Origin of the sequence: Paenibacillus sp. FSL P2-0322 (genome assembly GCF_037975315.1) — a bacterium.
GTDB lineage: Bacteria > Bacillota > Bacilli > Paenibacillales > Paenibacillaceae > Paenibacillus > Paenibacillus polymyxa_B.
Genome location: NZ_CP150243.1, coordinates 5,402,071 through 5,418,434, shown reverse-complemented (window position 1 = coordinate 5,418,434; position 16,364 = coordinate 5,402,071). Strand labels below are relative to the sequence as shown.

Sequence of the window (16,364 nt, the reverse complement as noted above, 5' to 3'; positions counted from 1 at the left end):
GATTCATGGCTAGTACGCTGGTATCACCACAAGGATGCCTTTTTCTAAAAGGCTTAGGCCTACTAGCGCGTCTAAGTTGCCTAGTCTCCATCTCCATTTGGCTTCTTGCTGGATAGCACTGTTTACTTCGTTGTTCCTCTTGTTTTATATGATTCCTCACCTCCAAAGTACCGTTTGACGGGAATGGGGGTGTTTTTTATGTTTTAGTAAGAGATTTTTACGAGGAATCGCTTGGAAAGTGTAGAAGCTTGGGGCGCAGTCTGGTACACTAGATTAGTTACAAGATAAGAATGATTATGCCGCAAATGTTCGTGATGCGGATTTTTTGAGTTGGATGCCATTTATCCCTCGAGCCAGTGGTTCAGAGTGGGGATGATCGGATAGGATGATAATTCATAGGGCTATAAAATAAGCAGCATCGCTGCTCTGGAAAATAACGTTTAGCTCAAGGTTAATCAGTTATTTCTCCATATAGGGAGGACAAAGATGAAATCAGTAGTACGAAGAGAAGATGTTGAGCTTCTGGCACCAGCCGGTGACTGGGATTGTATGCGTGCGGCGGTGGCAAACGGGGCTGATGCGATCTTTTTCGGGGTGGAAAAGTTCAACGCACGGGCACGGGCGAATAATTTCCGCATGGAGGAACTGCCTGAAATTATGGCGTTTTTGCATAGCTATGGGGTTAAAGGTTTTTTAACATTCAATATATTGGTATTTGAAAACGAGTTGGAGGACGCTAAGGAGCTGGTCGATGCCTGTATTGATGCTGGAGTCGATGCCTTAATTGTCCAGGATATGGGCTTGGTGAAAATGATCCGCGACATTTCACCGGATTTTCCGATCCATGGTTCTACCCAAATGACGATTACCTCGCCGGAAGCGGTAGAGTTTACAAAGCCGTACAATATGGAACGGGTCGTGCTTGGACGCGAAAACAACCTGAAACAGATCCAAAAAATAGGCGATCAGGCGAGACTTCCAATGGAGGTATTCGTACATGGAGCGTTATGCGTATCTTATTCTGGCCAATGCCTGACTTCAGAAATGTGGGGCGGCCGCTCTGCTAACCGCGGTGAATGTGCACAGGCATGTCGTTTGCCTTACGATCTGATGGTGGATGGAGAGCAGAAACCAATGGCAGATGTGACGTATCTGCTTTCACCTAAGGATCTAGCAGCGATCGATTTGATGCCTGAACTGATCGACGCGGGTGTTGTTTCTTTTAAAATTGAAGGGCGACTGAAAACACCTGAATATGTGGCGAATGTGGTCAGCAAGTACCGCAAGGCCATTGATAAGTATTTTGATGGCGATACGTCCAAGACCAGCAAAGAAGATATTCGCGAGCTGCAGCAGAGCTTTTCACGCGGCTTTACGCACGGTTTTCTCGAAGGAACCAATAACAAGAAGCTGGTTGACGGTACGTTCCCGAAAAGCCGGGGTGTGTATCTTGGGCGAGTGGAACAAATCCTTCGTGATGGCGTAGTTTGCCGTATTGATGCACCGCTCAAGCGTGGCGATGGTATTGTATTCGATGCGGGAGATCCCACGCAAAAAGAAGAAGGCGGACGCGTATACGATATCCGTCGCAAGGGCGTGAAGATTGAAGGCGAAGCCGGAGAAGGCTGGATCATTGACATCGTAGCGGGACGCAATGATGTGGATCTGCGCCGTGTACACGTGGGCGACCGCATTTGGAAGACCAACGACCCGGCGCTGGACAAGCGATTGCGCCAGTCGTATGACACGGACAAGCCGTACCGTGTCTTCCCGGTACATGTGCGGGTCAGCGGCTCCCCGGGGCAACCGCTGTCGACGTGGTGGACCGACGTGCAGAAGGGCACAACGGTCCGCGTGGACTCTGAGCTGGAACTGGAGATTGCCCAGAAGCGTCCGATGACGCACGAACTGCTCGAAGAGCAGTTCGGCCGACTGGGCGGAACGGTGTTCCAGCTGGAAGAGCTGGACGTCCATCTGCATGGGGACGTCATCGTGCCGATGCGCGAGCTGAACGGTATCCGCCGTCAGGCGGTGGAACTGCTCGCGGGCGAGCGCCCCAAACCGCCCGTGTACACGAAGCGGACGGTCGAGGTGTATGACGATGCATCGACTCCGGCATCGTCTGTGGCACGCGGTCAGGCAGAGCTGACCGCGCTGTGCCGTAGCCTCCCTCAGGTGGAGGCTGCGCTTGAGGCCGGCGTGGAATTCATTTACGCCGATTTCGAATTCATCAAGCAATTCCCGGCAGCCGTAGAGGCTGTGCATGCTGCAGGCCGCCGAATTGCGCTGGCGACCCCGCGTATTCACATGCCGGGTGAAAATGGCTACCACAACAACATCCTACGCCTGAAGCCGGATGCTGTGTTGGTACGCAATCCAGGGGCACTGTATTTCTACTTGCGACACCGGTTGGAGAACCCGGACGCACATCACCCGCAATTGATTGGTGACTTCTCGCTGAATGTAGCCAATCATAAAGCGGCTGATCTGTTCCTGGATTCCGGTTGCGACTTGGTTACGCCTTCGTACGATCTGAACATTCAGCAAATGGTTGATATGCTCAGACGTACGCGTACCGATAAGCTGGAGATCGTGATCCAGCAGCATATGCCAATGTTCCATACTGAACATTGCGTATACTGTACCTTTATGAGTGAAGGCACCGACTACACTAACTGTGGACGTCCGTGTGAGGACCATCGCGCATCCCTGCGTGATCGAATTGGTATGTCTCATCCGGTCCGTGTGGACGAAGGCTGCCGCAACACGGTATACAACGCGATTGAGCAATCCGGCGCAGAATACCTGTCCAACTTCCTGGAGCTGGGCGTGTCCCGTTACCGCGTGGAATTTTTGGAGGAGACACCGGAGCAAGTGCATGAGGTTATTGATCTCTATAACCGTGCCCTGCGCGGAGAAATCAGCGGAACACAAGTATGGAAGACGCTTAAAGCAACGAATCAGTTGGGTGTTACACGTGGGCAGCTGGTGAAGTAAAAGGATGCTATAGGTTATCACAGTTATTTATTTTGATATTTGAACGTAGAAAAAGAAAAAATAGGGTATGTGCGTTGAGAGCACATACCCTATTTTTATCAATAAGTTCATCTGAACTACCATGAATCTCGTATCGTTATACTTTTTGGGCTTTTGTTTTTTTGGAAAAAACAATGAACTTTTGCCCGACATAATTAATTAAAGTATAAAAAATATTCCCGATTAGGATGGACAGATTGCCTAAAATTGCATTGTTTTTAATACTCAGACTTGAGATCAGGAAGTGGCTGATTAGATAGCTGAGACAATACGATAGCAAATAGCATATCAATATGATAAAGATAAACTTCCAAATGGTTTGTCCATGGCTTGCATTGTTTTTGAAAGTAAATCTTTTGTTTAAGAAATAGCTTACAGTAGCACCTACAGAATTACCAATAAAGGTCGATAACCAGTAGTTAGTCCCTAAAGTATTAAAGAGCAAGAACATGACGGACATGCCGCATATTGTATTTAGGACACCTACGACAAGAAAACGGAAAAAGCTATTCTGAAATAAAGTCAAATTAGTCACCTGTTCGCATCTGTTTATTGGACAGCCACAGCTTCCCTTTCACTATTTTTCACTTTTTTTGTGTTTTCAGTATCTAGGGTACTTTGGGAATCTAATAGGGTCTCAATAATATATTTGGGTCTTTGTTTTACCTCTTTATATATTTTACCGATATATTCGCCAATGAGCCCCAGTGCTACAAGTTGCAGACCACCTATAAACCAGATGGACAACATTAAAGAAGACCAGCCCCAGACAGTGGTTCCAAGGAGCTTACTAATAATGGTATACACAGCTATTAATAAGCTTATGCCAAACATTGCAAAACCTACAGCTGAGATAAGCCGGATTGGGGTTATACTAAATGAAGTGATTCCATCGAAAGCAAAAGCGAGCATTTTCTTTAAAGGATATTTGGATTCTCCTGCAAAGCGTTCATGTCGATCGTAATAAACTTCAGTAGACTTATAACCTATTAACGGAACTAGACCACGTAAAAAAAGATTGACCTCTTTAAAGTTGCTTAATTCCTGGAGAACTCTTTTGCTCATTAAACGGTAATCCGCATGATTGTATACAATATTGACTCCCATTTTACTCATAACACGATAAAAGCCTTGGGCTGTTGAACGCTTGAAGAATGTGTCGGTGGTTCTACTTTTTCGAACCCCATATACGATGTCATAACCTTCTTTGAATTTTATTATAAATTCTCGGATGGCATTGAGATCATCCTGCAGGTCGGCGTCAACGGATATTACACAATCAGATGTCTCTTTAGCTTCCATTAACCCAGATAATAGAGCGTTTTGATGGCCAGCATTTTTCGCCAATTTGAGACCACTGACAAAAGGATTTTTTAGATTATATGATGCTATGATGTCCCATGTTTTATCACGGCTACCATCATCAACAAACAACATTTTACTATGTTTAGAAATGAGCTGACTCTCTGCCAACTCCTCAAGAATGACCGTAAGTCTGCTTATAGTTTCAGGCAGTACCTCTTCTTCGTTATAACAGGGAATAACTAACGTTAAAACAGGGTTACTGATTATTGAATCCAAAGAACTCTCTCCTCAAATTTTGGCATATCTGGTACTCAATTTTCTATCTTTTTTAGTTTATAATATGGTTTACTTAAAGTATATAACATTGCAATGACTAAGTGCTATAATAAACTATTAGCAATTTACAAACGTTACTCGAATTATTGATAATTTAGTAAGTTTTGTTGAAAAGGAGTTTTAACCTATGAAAATCCGTAAAGCGATTATTCCTGCTGCGGGATTAGGGACCCGGTTCCTTCCTGCTACGAAAGCGATGCCTAAAGAGATGCTTCCCATTGTAGACAAACCAACAATTCAATATATTATTGAAGAGGCTGTTGCATCTGGTATAGAGGATATCATTATCGTTACTGGTAAAGGCAAAAGGGCGATTGAGGATCATTTTGACTACTCCTTTGAGCTGGAGCATAATTTGACTGCGAAGGAAAAATGGGATCTGCTCAATGAAGTGCGTAAACCATCGGAGATGGCAGATATCCACTATATTCGTCAAAAGGAACCCAAAGGGTTGGGGCACGCTATCTGGTGTGCACGTAAGTTTATCGGTGACGAACCTTTTGCCGTCCTTTTAGGGGATGACATCGTTGAGTCTGAGAATCCGTGCCTCAAACAGATGATAGACGTGTTCGATGAGTATCAGCGTTCTGTTGTAGGTGTAAAACAAGTGGATTGGAACGAGGTACATCGTTACGGCATAGTTGAAGGTCATGCACTTACTTCCAAAATCTCTGAGGCGGAACGATTGGTAGAAAAGCCAAAGAAGGAAGAAGCAACCTCCAACTTGGCGATTATGGGACGTTATATCTTGACGCCTGATATTTTTGATATCCTGGGCCAGCAATCTGCGGGAGTAGGCGGGGAGATTCAATTGACGGACGCATTGTCCAAGCTGGGAGAAAAGAATCCGATCCTGGCCTACGAGTTTGACGGGAATCGCCATGATGTTGGCGAGAAATTGGGATTCATTGAAACTACTATTCATTATGCTCTGCAGCATAACGAAATCAAGGATGAAGTACTGGCTTATATGAGACAGGTTATTGAAAAGATTGACCAACAAAAATAGACAGCTCACCTAACCTCACCTTATCAAAATAAAAAAGAGACTACCGGATGATATAACATCATCTGATAGTCTCTTTTTTTCTGCTATTTCTCCGATTTTAACTGAGCAATTTGCTCTTTTTCCTTCGGATCAGCTTTTATTAGTTTATCGTACAATGCTTTGTCATCCTGCCCTTGCTTTTGCAGAGCGACGATATAATATCGAGCAATCTCACGATTTGTAGCGTCGCTCAGGTCGTCTTTCAAGCCGTTTTTGAGGATGCTTGCAGCCTCAGCAGGCTTACCTGACATGAACTCAATTTTTCCAGTACTGAGCGCAATACCCGGAGTTACTTCAAAAGTACGTGTCAACTCAATTTCAGGTGGAACCGTCTTAATATGAGCTACCCCATCCAGAACCTTCTGATAAGCAGCGAGACCTGCTTGGAAATATTTCTGTTCCTTGGCTGTGTCTTTCTGCTCATGTGCCTTATTACCAATAGTGTAAGCTTGGGTAATCAACATATTGTACCAGTCATTGTCCCAGACAAAGTTGGAAATGTTATTTTCCAAAATACTGAAGGCTTGCTCATGCTCACCTTTTGCTTTTAAAAGGTTAACTTTGGAGTTATACATGATTTTATTATACGGTTCTGCCTTCAGGCCCGTATTAAGTACCTCTATTGCAGCGTTATAAAATTCCTCTTTTTTCGTTTGATCATACACATTCTTGTAGAGTGCAGCCAATCTTATAACCGAATCTGGGTGCGTAGGACGAAGTTCAAGATCCTTATTAATGGCACTTTGGATTTCCTCAAAAGATGTGCTGACCGCCATGATCTGTTTGGCAGATGTGGCAGCATTGGCCGATTGCACAAAGCGGAGACCTGCAAAAAGCACCACAATGCTTAGAATGCCGATGACTGCACTATACATGATTCGGAATCCGGAAGCACTCATGGACAGGCGTTTAAGCGGCTTGCTGTCCATAGCAGCGGCCATACCACCGAGACTCACAAATACCAGTATGCCCATGAACACGTAACTCAGATTAAAGTCTAGCAAGCTATGAAGTAAGATTGAGAGTGCCAAAATGAGATACAGGAAGTGAGAATCCCGTTCTTCATCATCTTGTCTCATATAGCTACGGATATATTTATAGAAAATATATAAGATAAATGACATGAAAATTACAAAACCGAGAATACCAACTTCAACCAGATACTGCATGAAGAAGTTATGGGCCTGACGGCTTGTGTAAGGATAATCTTGGTATTTCTCGTATAAAGTAGCCCAACCGCCGCCGCCGGTGCCAATAACAGGATGATCTTTAATCAATTTGGCAGCATCCTGATAGAATACAAGACGTTCCAGTACACTATGCTGCCGGAAATTGATATTTTCAAACCGGACCTGGACGTTTTCTGGTAGTACGCTGCGCAGGCCAGTTCCAATAAACAGAAAAGCCAGCAAGCCAATCACCACAACTGATCCAACAGGTAGCCACAGGTTGGATAACTTGCGGGAGGCCCATCCTTTGAGGGCATTTTCCAACTTCGGTGCCAGATAACGTTCAACAAGCCACAGTACGACAGCTACAGCCAGGGAGACACCAATAAGTAACCCCCAAGCCTTCGCAGCCTCTCCGCCGTTGTAGGTCTTGTTGAGTTGTAAACCCATATTTGTAATTGGCGCCAAGATAGATATTGACGCTACACCAGCAATGGCGCAATGTAAAATCCATATAATTTGGCGTGCTGGTTTAAAGAAAAGCAAAAGCAGCACGAAAACGACTGGCAACATAACCAGACCGCCCCGTGACAAGGTCAGGAACAGCGAGACCAGGATGGGCACCAACATGAAACCATGAGTAGCCTTGCCATACCATGATTTTGATTTCATTAAACAAAAAACGGCAGCGAATAGGAAAGCCATTAGAAAGGCGGCATATGTATTCGCATATTGAAACACTGATGTCAGCCGGAGACCATTTGTATCTGTCATAACTGCATTGGTATAACGATATTGATACACATATTGGGTAAACCAGCCTACCATCTTGCCGGCAAGTACCCACTGTCCAAACCAGTTAATAAAGCCAAAGCCTACAATGACATAAGCAACAGTCATAATCAGGTTGTGAATAATCTTATTGCCTAAGCGATCTTGTAGTAGATAGATTGAGATGATAAACAGAGCGGCATATATGCACTGTACCACCACCATATTCATGGCCAGGTAATGCGAAGCTGCTGAAGTCAGTGAAAGCACATAAGACAGGGGAAGCAGCAGTACTAATACAGCCAGCCAATCCCTTTGCTCTTCCAGCTTGAATTTCTTATAATAAGATACGATTGCCAGGATCAACAGAATCGAGGCGATGATAACAGCCCAATAGAGAGGCTTTTCAAAATCGAGCATTTGCCCATTAAAAAGTGCAGCCTGGAAGGGAGCCCAAGCTAAAAACAGAATCATGCCAACAATTAACACCCAAAACATAGCCGGCCTTTTATCGTCACGGGTCGACGTTTTGGCCTGTTTCCCGTATACTGGATTCGACAAGGTTTACAATCTCCTTTTCTTGTAGATACGTCAACATTTTAGCATATCGTAGCTGTTAGAGCCATATCGCAAGAATAATCCTGTCAAATTTTAACATTATTGTATTGTAAGAGACTTACCAAACCATGTTTAAGGTCGTGACACACTCGTATGAATTTAACTCAAAACTTTTCGAAAAATTTAAAGTTACTCTGGGAATTGTCTAAAAAAGATATTAAATCTAGATACCTTGGTTCATTCATGGGGGTACTCTGGGCTTTTATACATCCTATGGTATCTATACTTGTTTATTGGGTCGTATTTCAGGTTGGTTTTAAAAATGTACCTATTGGAGATACTCCCTTTATACTTTGGTTATTAACAGGAATGGTGCCTTGGTTATTCTTTTCTGAAAGCTTAGCAACTGCAACCAATAGTATTATAGAAAACAATTATTTGGTAAAGAAGATTGTTTTCCGAGTTGGTTTGCTGCCGATGGTGAAAATTTTGTCTGCTCTTTTTGTACATGTATTTTTTATTATTGTTCTTTTCATTATGTTTAAAATATACAATGTAGAATTTACGATTTATAACATTCAAATCCTTTATTATTTATTAGCCACGATCTTTCTTTCCTTGTCCATTTCTTACATAACAGCGACATTAGTTGTTTTTGTAAAGGATGTTGGTCAAGTTGTTGCGGTATTTATTCAGCTATTCTTTTGGCTTACGCCGATCTTCTGGAATTTAAATATTGTTGAAGATAAGTATCAGTTTTTCTTTAAACTAAATCCTGTTTTTTATATCGTCGAGGGATATCGGGATACTTTTATTGATCACAAATGGTTCTGGGAGCATCCATCAATGACGATCTACTTTTGGGCTATTGTGATTATCGCAGGTACTATAGGAATCAAAATTTTCAAGAAAATGAAATCTCATTTTGCAGATGTATTGTGAGGAGAAAATGATGAATCAAACAGAATCAGTTGCTGTGGAAGTTAATAACGTCACTAAAATATATAAAATATATGATAATCCCAATGAGCGATTAAAAGAGGCTGTTCATCCCTTTAAAAAAAAGTATCATTCTGAATTTAAGGCCATCAGTGACCTGTCCTTTTCCATAAATAAAGGACAAGCGATTGGTATTATTGGTAAAAATGGTTCTGGAAAATCGACTCTTTTAAAGATGATCACAGGCGTGATTACTCCCACCAACGGAAGCATTAAAGTGAATGGGAAAGTTGCTGCTCTTTTGGAATTGGGCGCGGGTTTTAATCCGGATTTAACAGGAATGGAAAACATATATTTGAACGGAACCCTTATGGGGTATAGCAAAATAGAGATGGATGGTAAACTTGAATCTATTGTATCCTTCGCGGATATCGGGGACTTCATTAATCAACCAGTCAAAATGTACTCCAGTGGTATGTTTGCCCGTTTAGCCTTTGCAGTAGCTATCAATGTTGATCCAGATATTTTGATTGTGGATGAGGCCTTGTCTGTTGGAGATATTTATTTTCAGGCAAAATGTATTACCAAAATGAAAGAGCTCTCCAAAAAAAGTACGGTTTTATTTGTCTCACATTCCATGGATACCATTAAAAGTTTTTGTGATACAGCGCTGCTGATTGATAAAGGACACATGGTCGAAATTGGTCCAGTGAAACGTGTAGCACAAATTTATGAAAACATTGTTAACCAGGAAATTGCAGATATGAAACGTGTTCAATCTTTGGATGTATTTGTTAATTCTGAAACAGATAAGAAAAGTTCGCTGTTGCTATTAGAAGAGGACCCTGCTTTTGCAAAACGTGCTAATGAGTTTCGTTCTGGAACGGGAGATGCGCGCTTTATAAGAGCAGACTTGTTAGTCAATGGAGAAGTTGTTAACCAGGTCCCTTTTGGAGAAATGGTTACTTTGCGTTTATTGGCACAATATTATAAAGATATAGATTCTGAGGGAACCATTGGCTACATGGTTAGAAACCATACTGGTGTCGATGTGTTTGGCATGAATATCTATAATAAAGCAAAATTAGTTCCGAAAATGCAAGCGGGGGGCATTCTGGAGGTTAACTTTAATTTCCGTAATCTATTATCTGAAAGTGGTAAATACACCATTTCTATTGGTTTGAAGCCTAAGCCTTTTGAGCCTCTTTATCTGGATAGCGTAAGTATAGCAGCTGTTTTTGAGGTTCCTAAGCCAGAGAATAATTACGTACCAGGATTAATATTTGTAGATAACACAATAGATTTGCAAGTCATTAATTAAGGCTGGTGATAAAATGTGTGGGATTTTGTTTTCTAATGTAGCCATAAATAAAGAAGTATTTCTTAATTCATTAAATATAATGAAACACCGGGGGCCTACGGCCCCACTTTGTGTATATCAGAGTGAAAACTTTATGCTGGGGCATAACAGATTAAGTATCTTAGATTTGGATCGGAGAAGTGATCAGCCTTTTTTCTCTGATGACGGAAGATATGTGATTATATTTAACGGAGAGATTTATAATTATAAAGAATTAGCCTCCAATTATTCAATTCAAATGAGAACAAACTCAGATACTGAACTTTTATTGAAGCTTTATATTCAATATGGTCCCCAAATGTTGAATTGGCTTAATGGAATGTTCAGTTTTATTGTTTTAGACGTCCAGCAGAAATCATTTTTTGTAGCACGAGATCGTATGGGAGTAAAACCGCTTTATTACAACAGATATGGGGAAGAGTTCATTTTCAGTTCTGAAATTGCTCCATTGCTCCCATTAGTCCACAACATTTCTATAGATCAAGAAGCCGTAAGACAATATAAAAAGATGAGATGCTTTTTTAATGATCGTACTATCTATAATGAAATAAAAGAGTTTCCACCAGGATATTATTACGAGAATGGCGAATTTATTAAATATTGGGAAATTGATTACTCTGAAAAAGAACCTCCTTCCGATGAGGAACTTGAGTTTCTAATTCGCTCTGCAGTAGAGTACCGTAAGATCGCAGATGTTGAAATTGGAAGTTACCTAAGCGGGGGATTGGACAGCACGATTATTACTGCACTTGCCAAAGTAGAGCATACTTGGACTGTTGGTTTTGAAGATTATAATGAGTTTCAGTGGTCTGAAATCGCAGCAACAAGATACAATACCATTCATCATCCGATATTGTTTGAACCTGATCACTTTTTATCATTAGCTCGAGAGCTTATAACTGTAAAAAAAGAGCCTCTGTCTGTGCCCAACGAAGTGTTACTGTATCATATGACTCAGCAAGCATCTGCTAAAAATACAGTCATATTAAGCGGAGAAGGCGCTGATGAGCTTTTTTTTGGGTATGACCGTATTTTCAGATGGGCTAGTAGCGCTACAGACTTTGATATCCGAGCCTTTAGTGAACTCTACACCTACGGATCTGAAGATGATATAGAGATTGTAGAAGACGCTTTGACACCTTTCATGAAGTTAAAGTCACCTCAAAAAATCGTAGCTGCATTCTTCCAGCAAGCCCATTTGAGAGGGTTACTTAAAAGGCTGGATAGTGCCTCAATGTTAAATTCCGTAGAAGCAAGATCTCCTTTCTTGGACTATAGATTAATTGAAAGGCTTGCAGGTGTAGACTCTCTGTACAAAATGAAGGATGGGGTTGTTAAGGCTCCTCTCAAGAGAATTTTTAAAGATATTGTCCCTGCAGAGATTGTAAACAGAAAAAAGGTGGGTTTTCCTGTTCAACTTGAAAGAGTCCTATCTTCTGAGAAAATTGAAGGGAAGACGACATTCGACAAATGGTTTAACTTCAATTTAACTACGTTAGGAGAAATCTTATGATTATCGGCTATACTTCCGGAGTCTTCGATTTATTTCATATTGGGCATTTGAATTTGTTGAGAAATGCTAAATCACTCTGTGATAAACTCATTGTTGGTGTGACAACAGATGAGTTAGTTTCATATAAGTACAAAAAAGCAGTAATTCCTTTTGAGGAAAGAATTGAGATTGTCAGAAACATCAGCTTTGTTGATACTGTAATTCCTCAGGACTCCATGGATAAATTTGAGGTTTGGCAAAAATTAAAATATGACGTAATGTTCGTTGGTGATGATTGGTTTCAAAATGAACGTTGGGACCAGTATGAGTTGCAGTTTAAGGAAGTTGGAGTGAAAATTATATATTTTCCCTATACGAAGAGTACATCATCGACTTTACTGAATGAGACATTACTGAAATTAAGAAAATAAGTATAAGATTTTTGCCTGAAAGGAAGAGGTTTTGCAGTGAATATGAACAGATCTATAGCTTTTGTCATTCACAATCTAGTTTTATATGAAACGATTAAGCCTTTAATTGAGGAGTGTGAAAGAAAGCAGATCGTTTGTGATATTTATGTCCCTCACATTGAAGAAGAAGATTGGGGCGACATGTCCTTAGATACCTATCATTATTTGAAGAACAACGGTATAAAAGTGACTCTAACAAGCTCTGTACCTGACAAGGCATATAAAATAGCTTTCTATCCTTATCTCCCTTATTATTTGGAAGTTAAGTCCGATTATAAGTTTAGATACCAGTATGGAATGGCTAAACCAAACTGGAATTTAGATACATGGAGTCGGAATTTCGATTTTATCTTTTGTAATGGGCTGTATGATTCCTCGGTTCTGGCAGCGTACACTCAGACAGAAATCGTAGGAATGATTAAATACGCCAAATTTCAAAGGAAGAAGCGCGAAACGGATAAATATAATTTGCTTTATTTGCCTACGTATGGGAATGAGTCGTCTATTGAGCTTGTTATGAACCATATTGAAGAAATGTCAGATACCTTTAATATGAAGGTGAAATTGCATCATGGCACTTCTTTTTTGGAGCATGAACGGGTTAGTCTAGTTAAGTCGCATATCCCTGATGTGCTTGATCACAAGGCTTCTCTTGTTCATTTAATAGAGGAAGCTGATGTGATATTGTCTGACGGCTCTGGAGCTATATTTGATGCGCTGTTTACGGACACTCCAATTGTAATATTCCAACATCCCCAAACAGAATCTTTCGAGGGGATTTTACCTTTGGAAGAGCAAATAGTTCAGCAAAACATTGTTCCTTTTGTGAGCGATAACGGCAATATTAAACAAACTTTACTTAATGCAATCTTAGATGAACAACTAATACAACAAAGAAGGAAATTTACTCTAGAGATGTTTCCGGTTAAAGGAAGAGAGACTATAGATAAGTGTATGGATGTAATTAACAGATTTCTAAAAGATGACGTGGACCATGCTTATAGAGCAGGGCATACACGCCTGAAAAATGAATTTAATGAATTACAAACTCATAATCAAACTCAAAGCCAAGAAATAGAGCAGCAAAAACAACACATTGTTGAGCATATGGATCAGATTAACACATTGATTCAAACACGAGATCATCAGGAAAATGTAATAAGCAGCATGTCAGCAGATTTTAAATCTCTGTCTGAAAAGAAAGATGAATTAGAACAGCAATATGTTCAACTTACACAGGATTATAATAATGAAAAAAACAACTTGGATATATTAAATCATCAATATAGACAACTATTTGGTCAATATAATGAACTGAACACCCAGTTCAGTGAGTTGGAAGAATATAATGGAAGACTGTCTACAGAGATTCATAATATTTATAACTCTAAAAGGTGGAAAATGGCGAATAAACTTAAACATATCTTACACAAGTCCAAAATGATATATGTTCTTAAGGGATATAGAGTATGGAAAAGTTATGGCACCACTATTTTACTGAAAAAGATAAAATCTAAAGTGTCGCATAAGCTTAAAAGAACTAACGCGGGGGATCAGCCGATTGATCTACGCAAAGATGAAGGGAATTACAATCAGTTATTAACCTGGTATGAGTATAAATTTTACAATTATAAAGTATCTAAAGACAACTCATTTTCTCTGGCTCTTGATAAGTTCGAGATTGAGTTTGAGAAGGATCTTATATCGGTTGTCCTTCCTGTATATAACGGTGAGGATTATGTATCAAAAGCTATTGATAGTATTCTGCAGCAATCTTACAAGTATTTTGAACTCATTATTATTAACGATGGTTCAAAAGACTCAACGGCAGAAATTATTGATAAGTATGCTAAAGCAGATCATCGTATCAGAGTAGTTCATCAGGAAAATCGTAAGATACCAAGAACATTATCTAGAGGTTTTAAGCTAGCCAAGGGTGAATATCATACGTGGACAAGTGCAGATAATATCCTCCCTGAAAATTTCCTGGAGAAGATGGTAGCTGATCTTAAACGTGATGAAAATATTGGTATGGTGTATGCGAACATGAGGTTAATCGACTCTGCCGGTCAAGTGATTTCCAACCATGGCTGGTATGAAGAACCACAGTTCAGTGGCAATGTTATGCTGCCTAAGTCTGCATTGGAGTTAAACGTATATCCTAACAATACAATTGGTGCAGCTTTTATGTATAGGGCCAAGGTAACCCAGTTATTGGGTGACTATTCTAGTTATAAGCATACCCTTGAAGATTATGATTACTGGATGAGAGTGAACTCTCTATTTGAGCTCAAACATGTGACGTTCGATGAGCCTATATATGATTATCGCTGGCACGATAAGTCACTAACCGCTTTAGATCAAGAACTGGGCATCACCTCTAACAGATATAAACTCATGGTACTTGATGATTTTAGAAGAGATTTTTATCTGACCCCATTAGTGTGGATCATTGAGGGAGATGCTACTGAAGCTGGTGAGTTTAAGAACTATGTTCTGACTAAAGGACATACTGTGGTTGGAAGAGATGAAGTGAATACGATTGTTGGTCTTAATTTGGCAACGCCTATTTGCTATTTGTATATAAAAACAGGTGAAGTCCATGATTTTGAATTTATTGATTTTAATGCTTCAACGTCTACGTATGCACTGCTTATAGATAAATCAGAGCATACAACAGATACATTTGTAGCTGACTATCCTTGGGATCTGAAAATAAAAGATAAAATGAATGGTGAAACAGATAGCAACTATGACTTTTTTGCGCAGGATACGGAAGTTCTGTTCTCTCTTATAAATACGAAGGTTAAGAACGATCACTTGTACCGTATTGAGGCGGTAATTGAAAGTGAACCCGTTTATAATAAGGGATTATCCGTTATTATTTGCACGTACCAGCGGAGCGAGAAACTTTCAAATGCGATTAAATCTGTCATAGAACAGTCGTTGGATAAAGCGGACTATGAAATTATTGTTGTAAATAATGATTATCTGAATGAGGAGATTCATCATTTGGTTCGTGAGTTCAGAGCAACCTATAATATTGACCAATCCTTCCTGCGATATATGGAGGCTCCATTAAAAGGTCTTTCCTTTGCACGTAATGTTGGTTTATTTGGGGCAGAGGGGGAGGTCATACTCTATATTGATGATGACGCTATCGCAAACTCCAACTTGCTTGAGGAAACCATCAGAGGATTCTCAGATCGTCCCGATATCGGGGTCATGGGTGGGAATATCATACTCAATTTACACGAGGAACGGCCTGAAGTGGTTAAACCAGGTACTGAAGCATACTGGAGTCAGCTTATTGTGGAAGGCGACGAAATTATCGATTCTAATTTTCAGTGGGAGTTCCCTTATGGAGCCAACTTTGCGGTTAGACATGCTGCGCTAATGCGAATTGGGGGCTTTAGAAGCGCCTATGGGCGTAAAGGAAACAATTACGCTGGAGGAGAAGAAATTGTTGTATCTTTTGCTATGAGAGAAATCGGCTATAAGGTTGGTCTTAATCCTAAGATGAAGGTCATTCATGATGTGGACACCTCCCGATATACTGTTGAGCATGTTAGAAAGACAATGCGAAACAGTATTTTAACCAATTACCAATTGCAAAAGGATCTGTATGCGCCGATGGAATCGGATATTGAAGCAGATAAGAATCACCTCGAAATTGTTAAAGCTGAATTAGATCATTTGCAGAAGATTCCGACTAAAAATCGAGACGTTGAAATTGATATTCTGTATAAACAATACACAGTTGAAGCGTATGAAGAGTTAATACAAATGAAGGAAAACGATATGAATTCGCGAAAACAGTTGGCAGGATCGTATAGATAATTAATAAAACTTTAAAGGCGCCTCTTTTATAAAAATTAAG

The 16,364-nt window shown here is 40.4% G+C and carries 10 protein-coding genes; 7 read left to right on the top strand and 3 right to left on the bottom strand.

All coding sequences use genetic code 11. The annotated features are described in order from the left end of the window. The first annotated feature begins 486 nt into the window (after positions 1-486). Positions 487-2,997 (top strand): DUF3656 domain-containing protein, encoded by a 2,511-nt coding sequence (locus tag MKY24_RS24045; protein ID WP_339201013.1) that lies wholly within the window; start codon positions 487-489, stop codon positions 2,995-2,997. Between the two features lie 136 nt (positions 2,998-3,133). Here MKY24_RS24045 and MKY24_RS24040 read toward each other — a convergent pair whose 3' ends face one another. Together MKY24_RS24040 and MKY24_RS24035 are read right to left on the bottom strand one after the other, a co-directional pair. Next, positions 3,134-3,571 carry a GtrA family protein gene (locus tag MKY24_RS24040; RefSeq protein WP_256253398.1) on the bottom strand — a complete coding sequence of 146 codons (438 nt, stop codon included), beginning with the start codon at positions 3,569-3,571 and terminating at the stop codon, positions 3,134-3,136. A 14-nt stretch (positions 3,572-3,585) separates the two neighbouring features. Then, a complete protein-coding gene (locus MKY24_RS24035) occupies positions 3,586-4,617 on the bottom strand; it encodes a glycosyltransferase family 2 protein (protein WP_076294076.1) in 1,032 nt (343 codons plus the stop codon). A 187-nt stretch (positions 4,618-4,804) separates the two neighbouring features. Between MKY24_RS24035 and galU the strand changes: the two genes are divergently transcribed. Continuing rightward, positions 4,805-5,686, top strand: a complete 882-nt coding sequence (gene galU / locus MKY24_RS24030; protein WP_028542106.1) for a UTP--glucose-1-phosphate uridylyltransferase GalU — start codon at positions 4,805-4,807, stop codon at positions 5,684-5,686. An 83-nt stretch (positions 5,687-5,769) separates the two neighbouring features. Here galU and MKY24_RS24025 read toward each other — a convergent pair whose 3' ends face one another. Further along, entirely contained in the window at positions 5,770-8,226 is a 2,457-nt protein-coding gene (locus MKY24_RS24025; RefSeq protein ID WP_053326210.1) for an O-antigen ligase family protein, read from the bottom strand. Positions 8,227-8,376: 150 nt separating this feature from the next. Between MKY24_RS24025 and MKY24_RS24020 the strand changes: the two genes are divergently transcribed. The 5 genes from MKY24_RS24020 to MKY24_RS24000 are packed head-to-tail and all read left to right on the top strand — an operon-like array spanning position 8,377 to position 16,324. Then, on the top strand, positions 8,377-9,165 hold the full coding sequence (locus MKY24_RS24020; RefSeq protein WP_028542104.1) for an ABC transporter permease: 789 nt from the start codon (positions 8,377-8,379) through the stop codon (positions 9,163-9,165). Positions 9,166-9,175: 10 nt separating this feature from the next. Beyond that, on the top strand, positions 9,176-10,483 hold the full coding sequence (locus tag MKY24_RS24015; RefSeq protein WP_028542103.1) for an ABC transporter ATP-binding protein: 1,308 nt from the start codon (positions 9,176-9,178) through the stop codon (positions 10,481-10,483). Between the two features lie 25 nt (positions 10,484-10,508). Then, the gene (gene asnB, locus MKY24_RS24010) at positions 10,509-12,035 is read left to right on the top strand and encodes an asparagine synthase (glutamine-hydrolyzing) (protein WP_279835335.1); all 1,527 of its coding nucleotides are present in this window, start codon (positions 10,509-10,511) and stop codon (positions 12,033-12,035) included. Further along, positions 12,032-12,445: an adenylyltransferase/cytidyltransferase family protein gene (locus tag MKY24_RS24005; RefSeq protein ID WP_013312205.1), complete on the top strand. Its 414-nt coding sequence runs from the start codon at positions 12,032-12,034 to the stop codon at positions 12,443-12,445. The genes asnB and MKY24_RS24005 overlap by 4 nt, the downstream gene beginning before the upstream one ends. 42 nt (positions 12,446-12,487) lie before the next feature. Beyond that, positions 12,488-16,324, top strand: a complete 3,837-nt coding sequence (locus MKY24_RS24000) for a glycosyltransferase (RefSeq protein WP_233903914.1) — start codon at positions 12,488-12,490, stop codon at positions 16,322-16,324. The last annotated feature ends 40 nt before the right edge of the window (positions 16,325-16,364 follow it).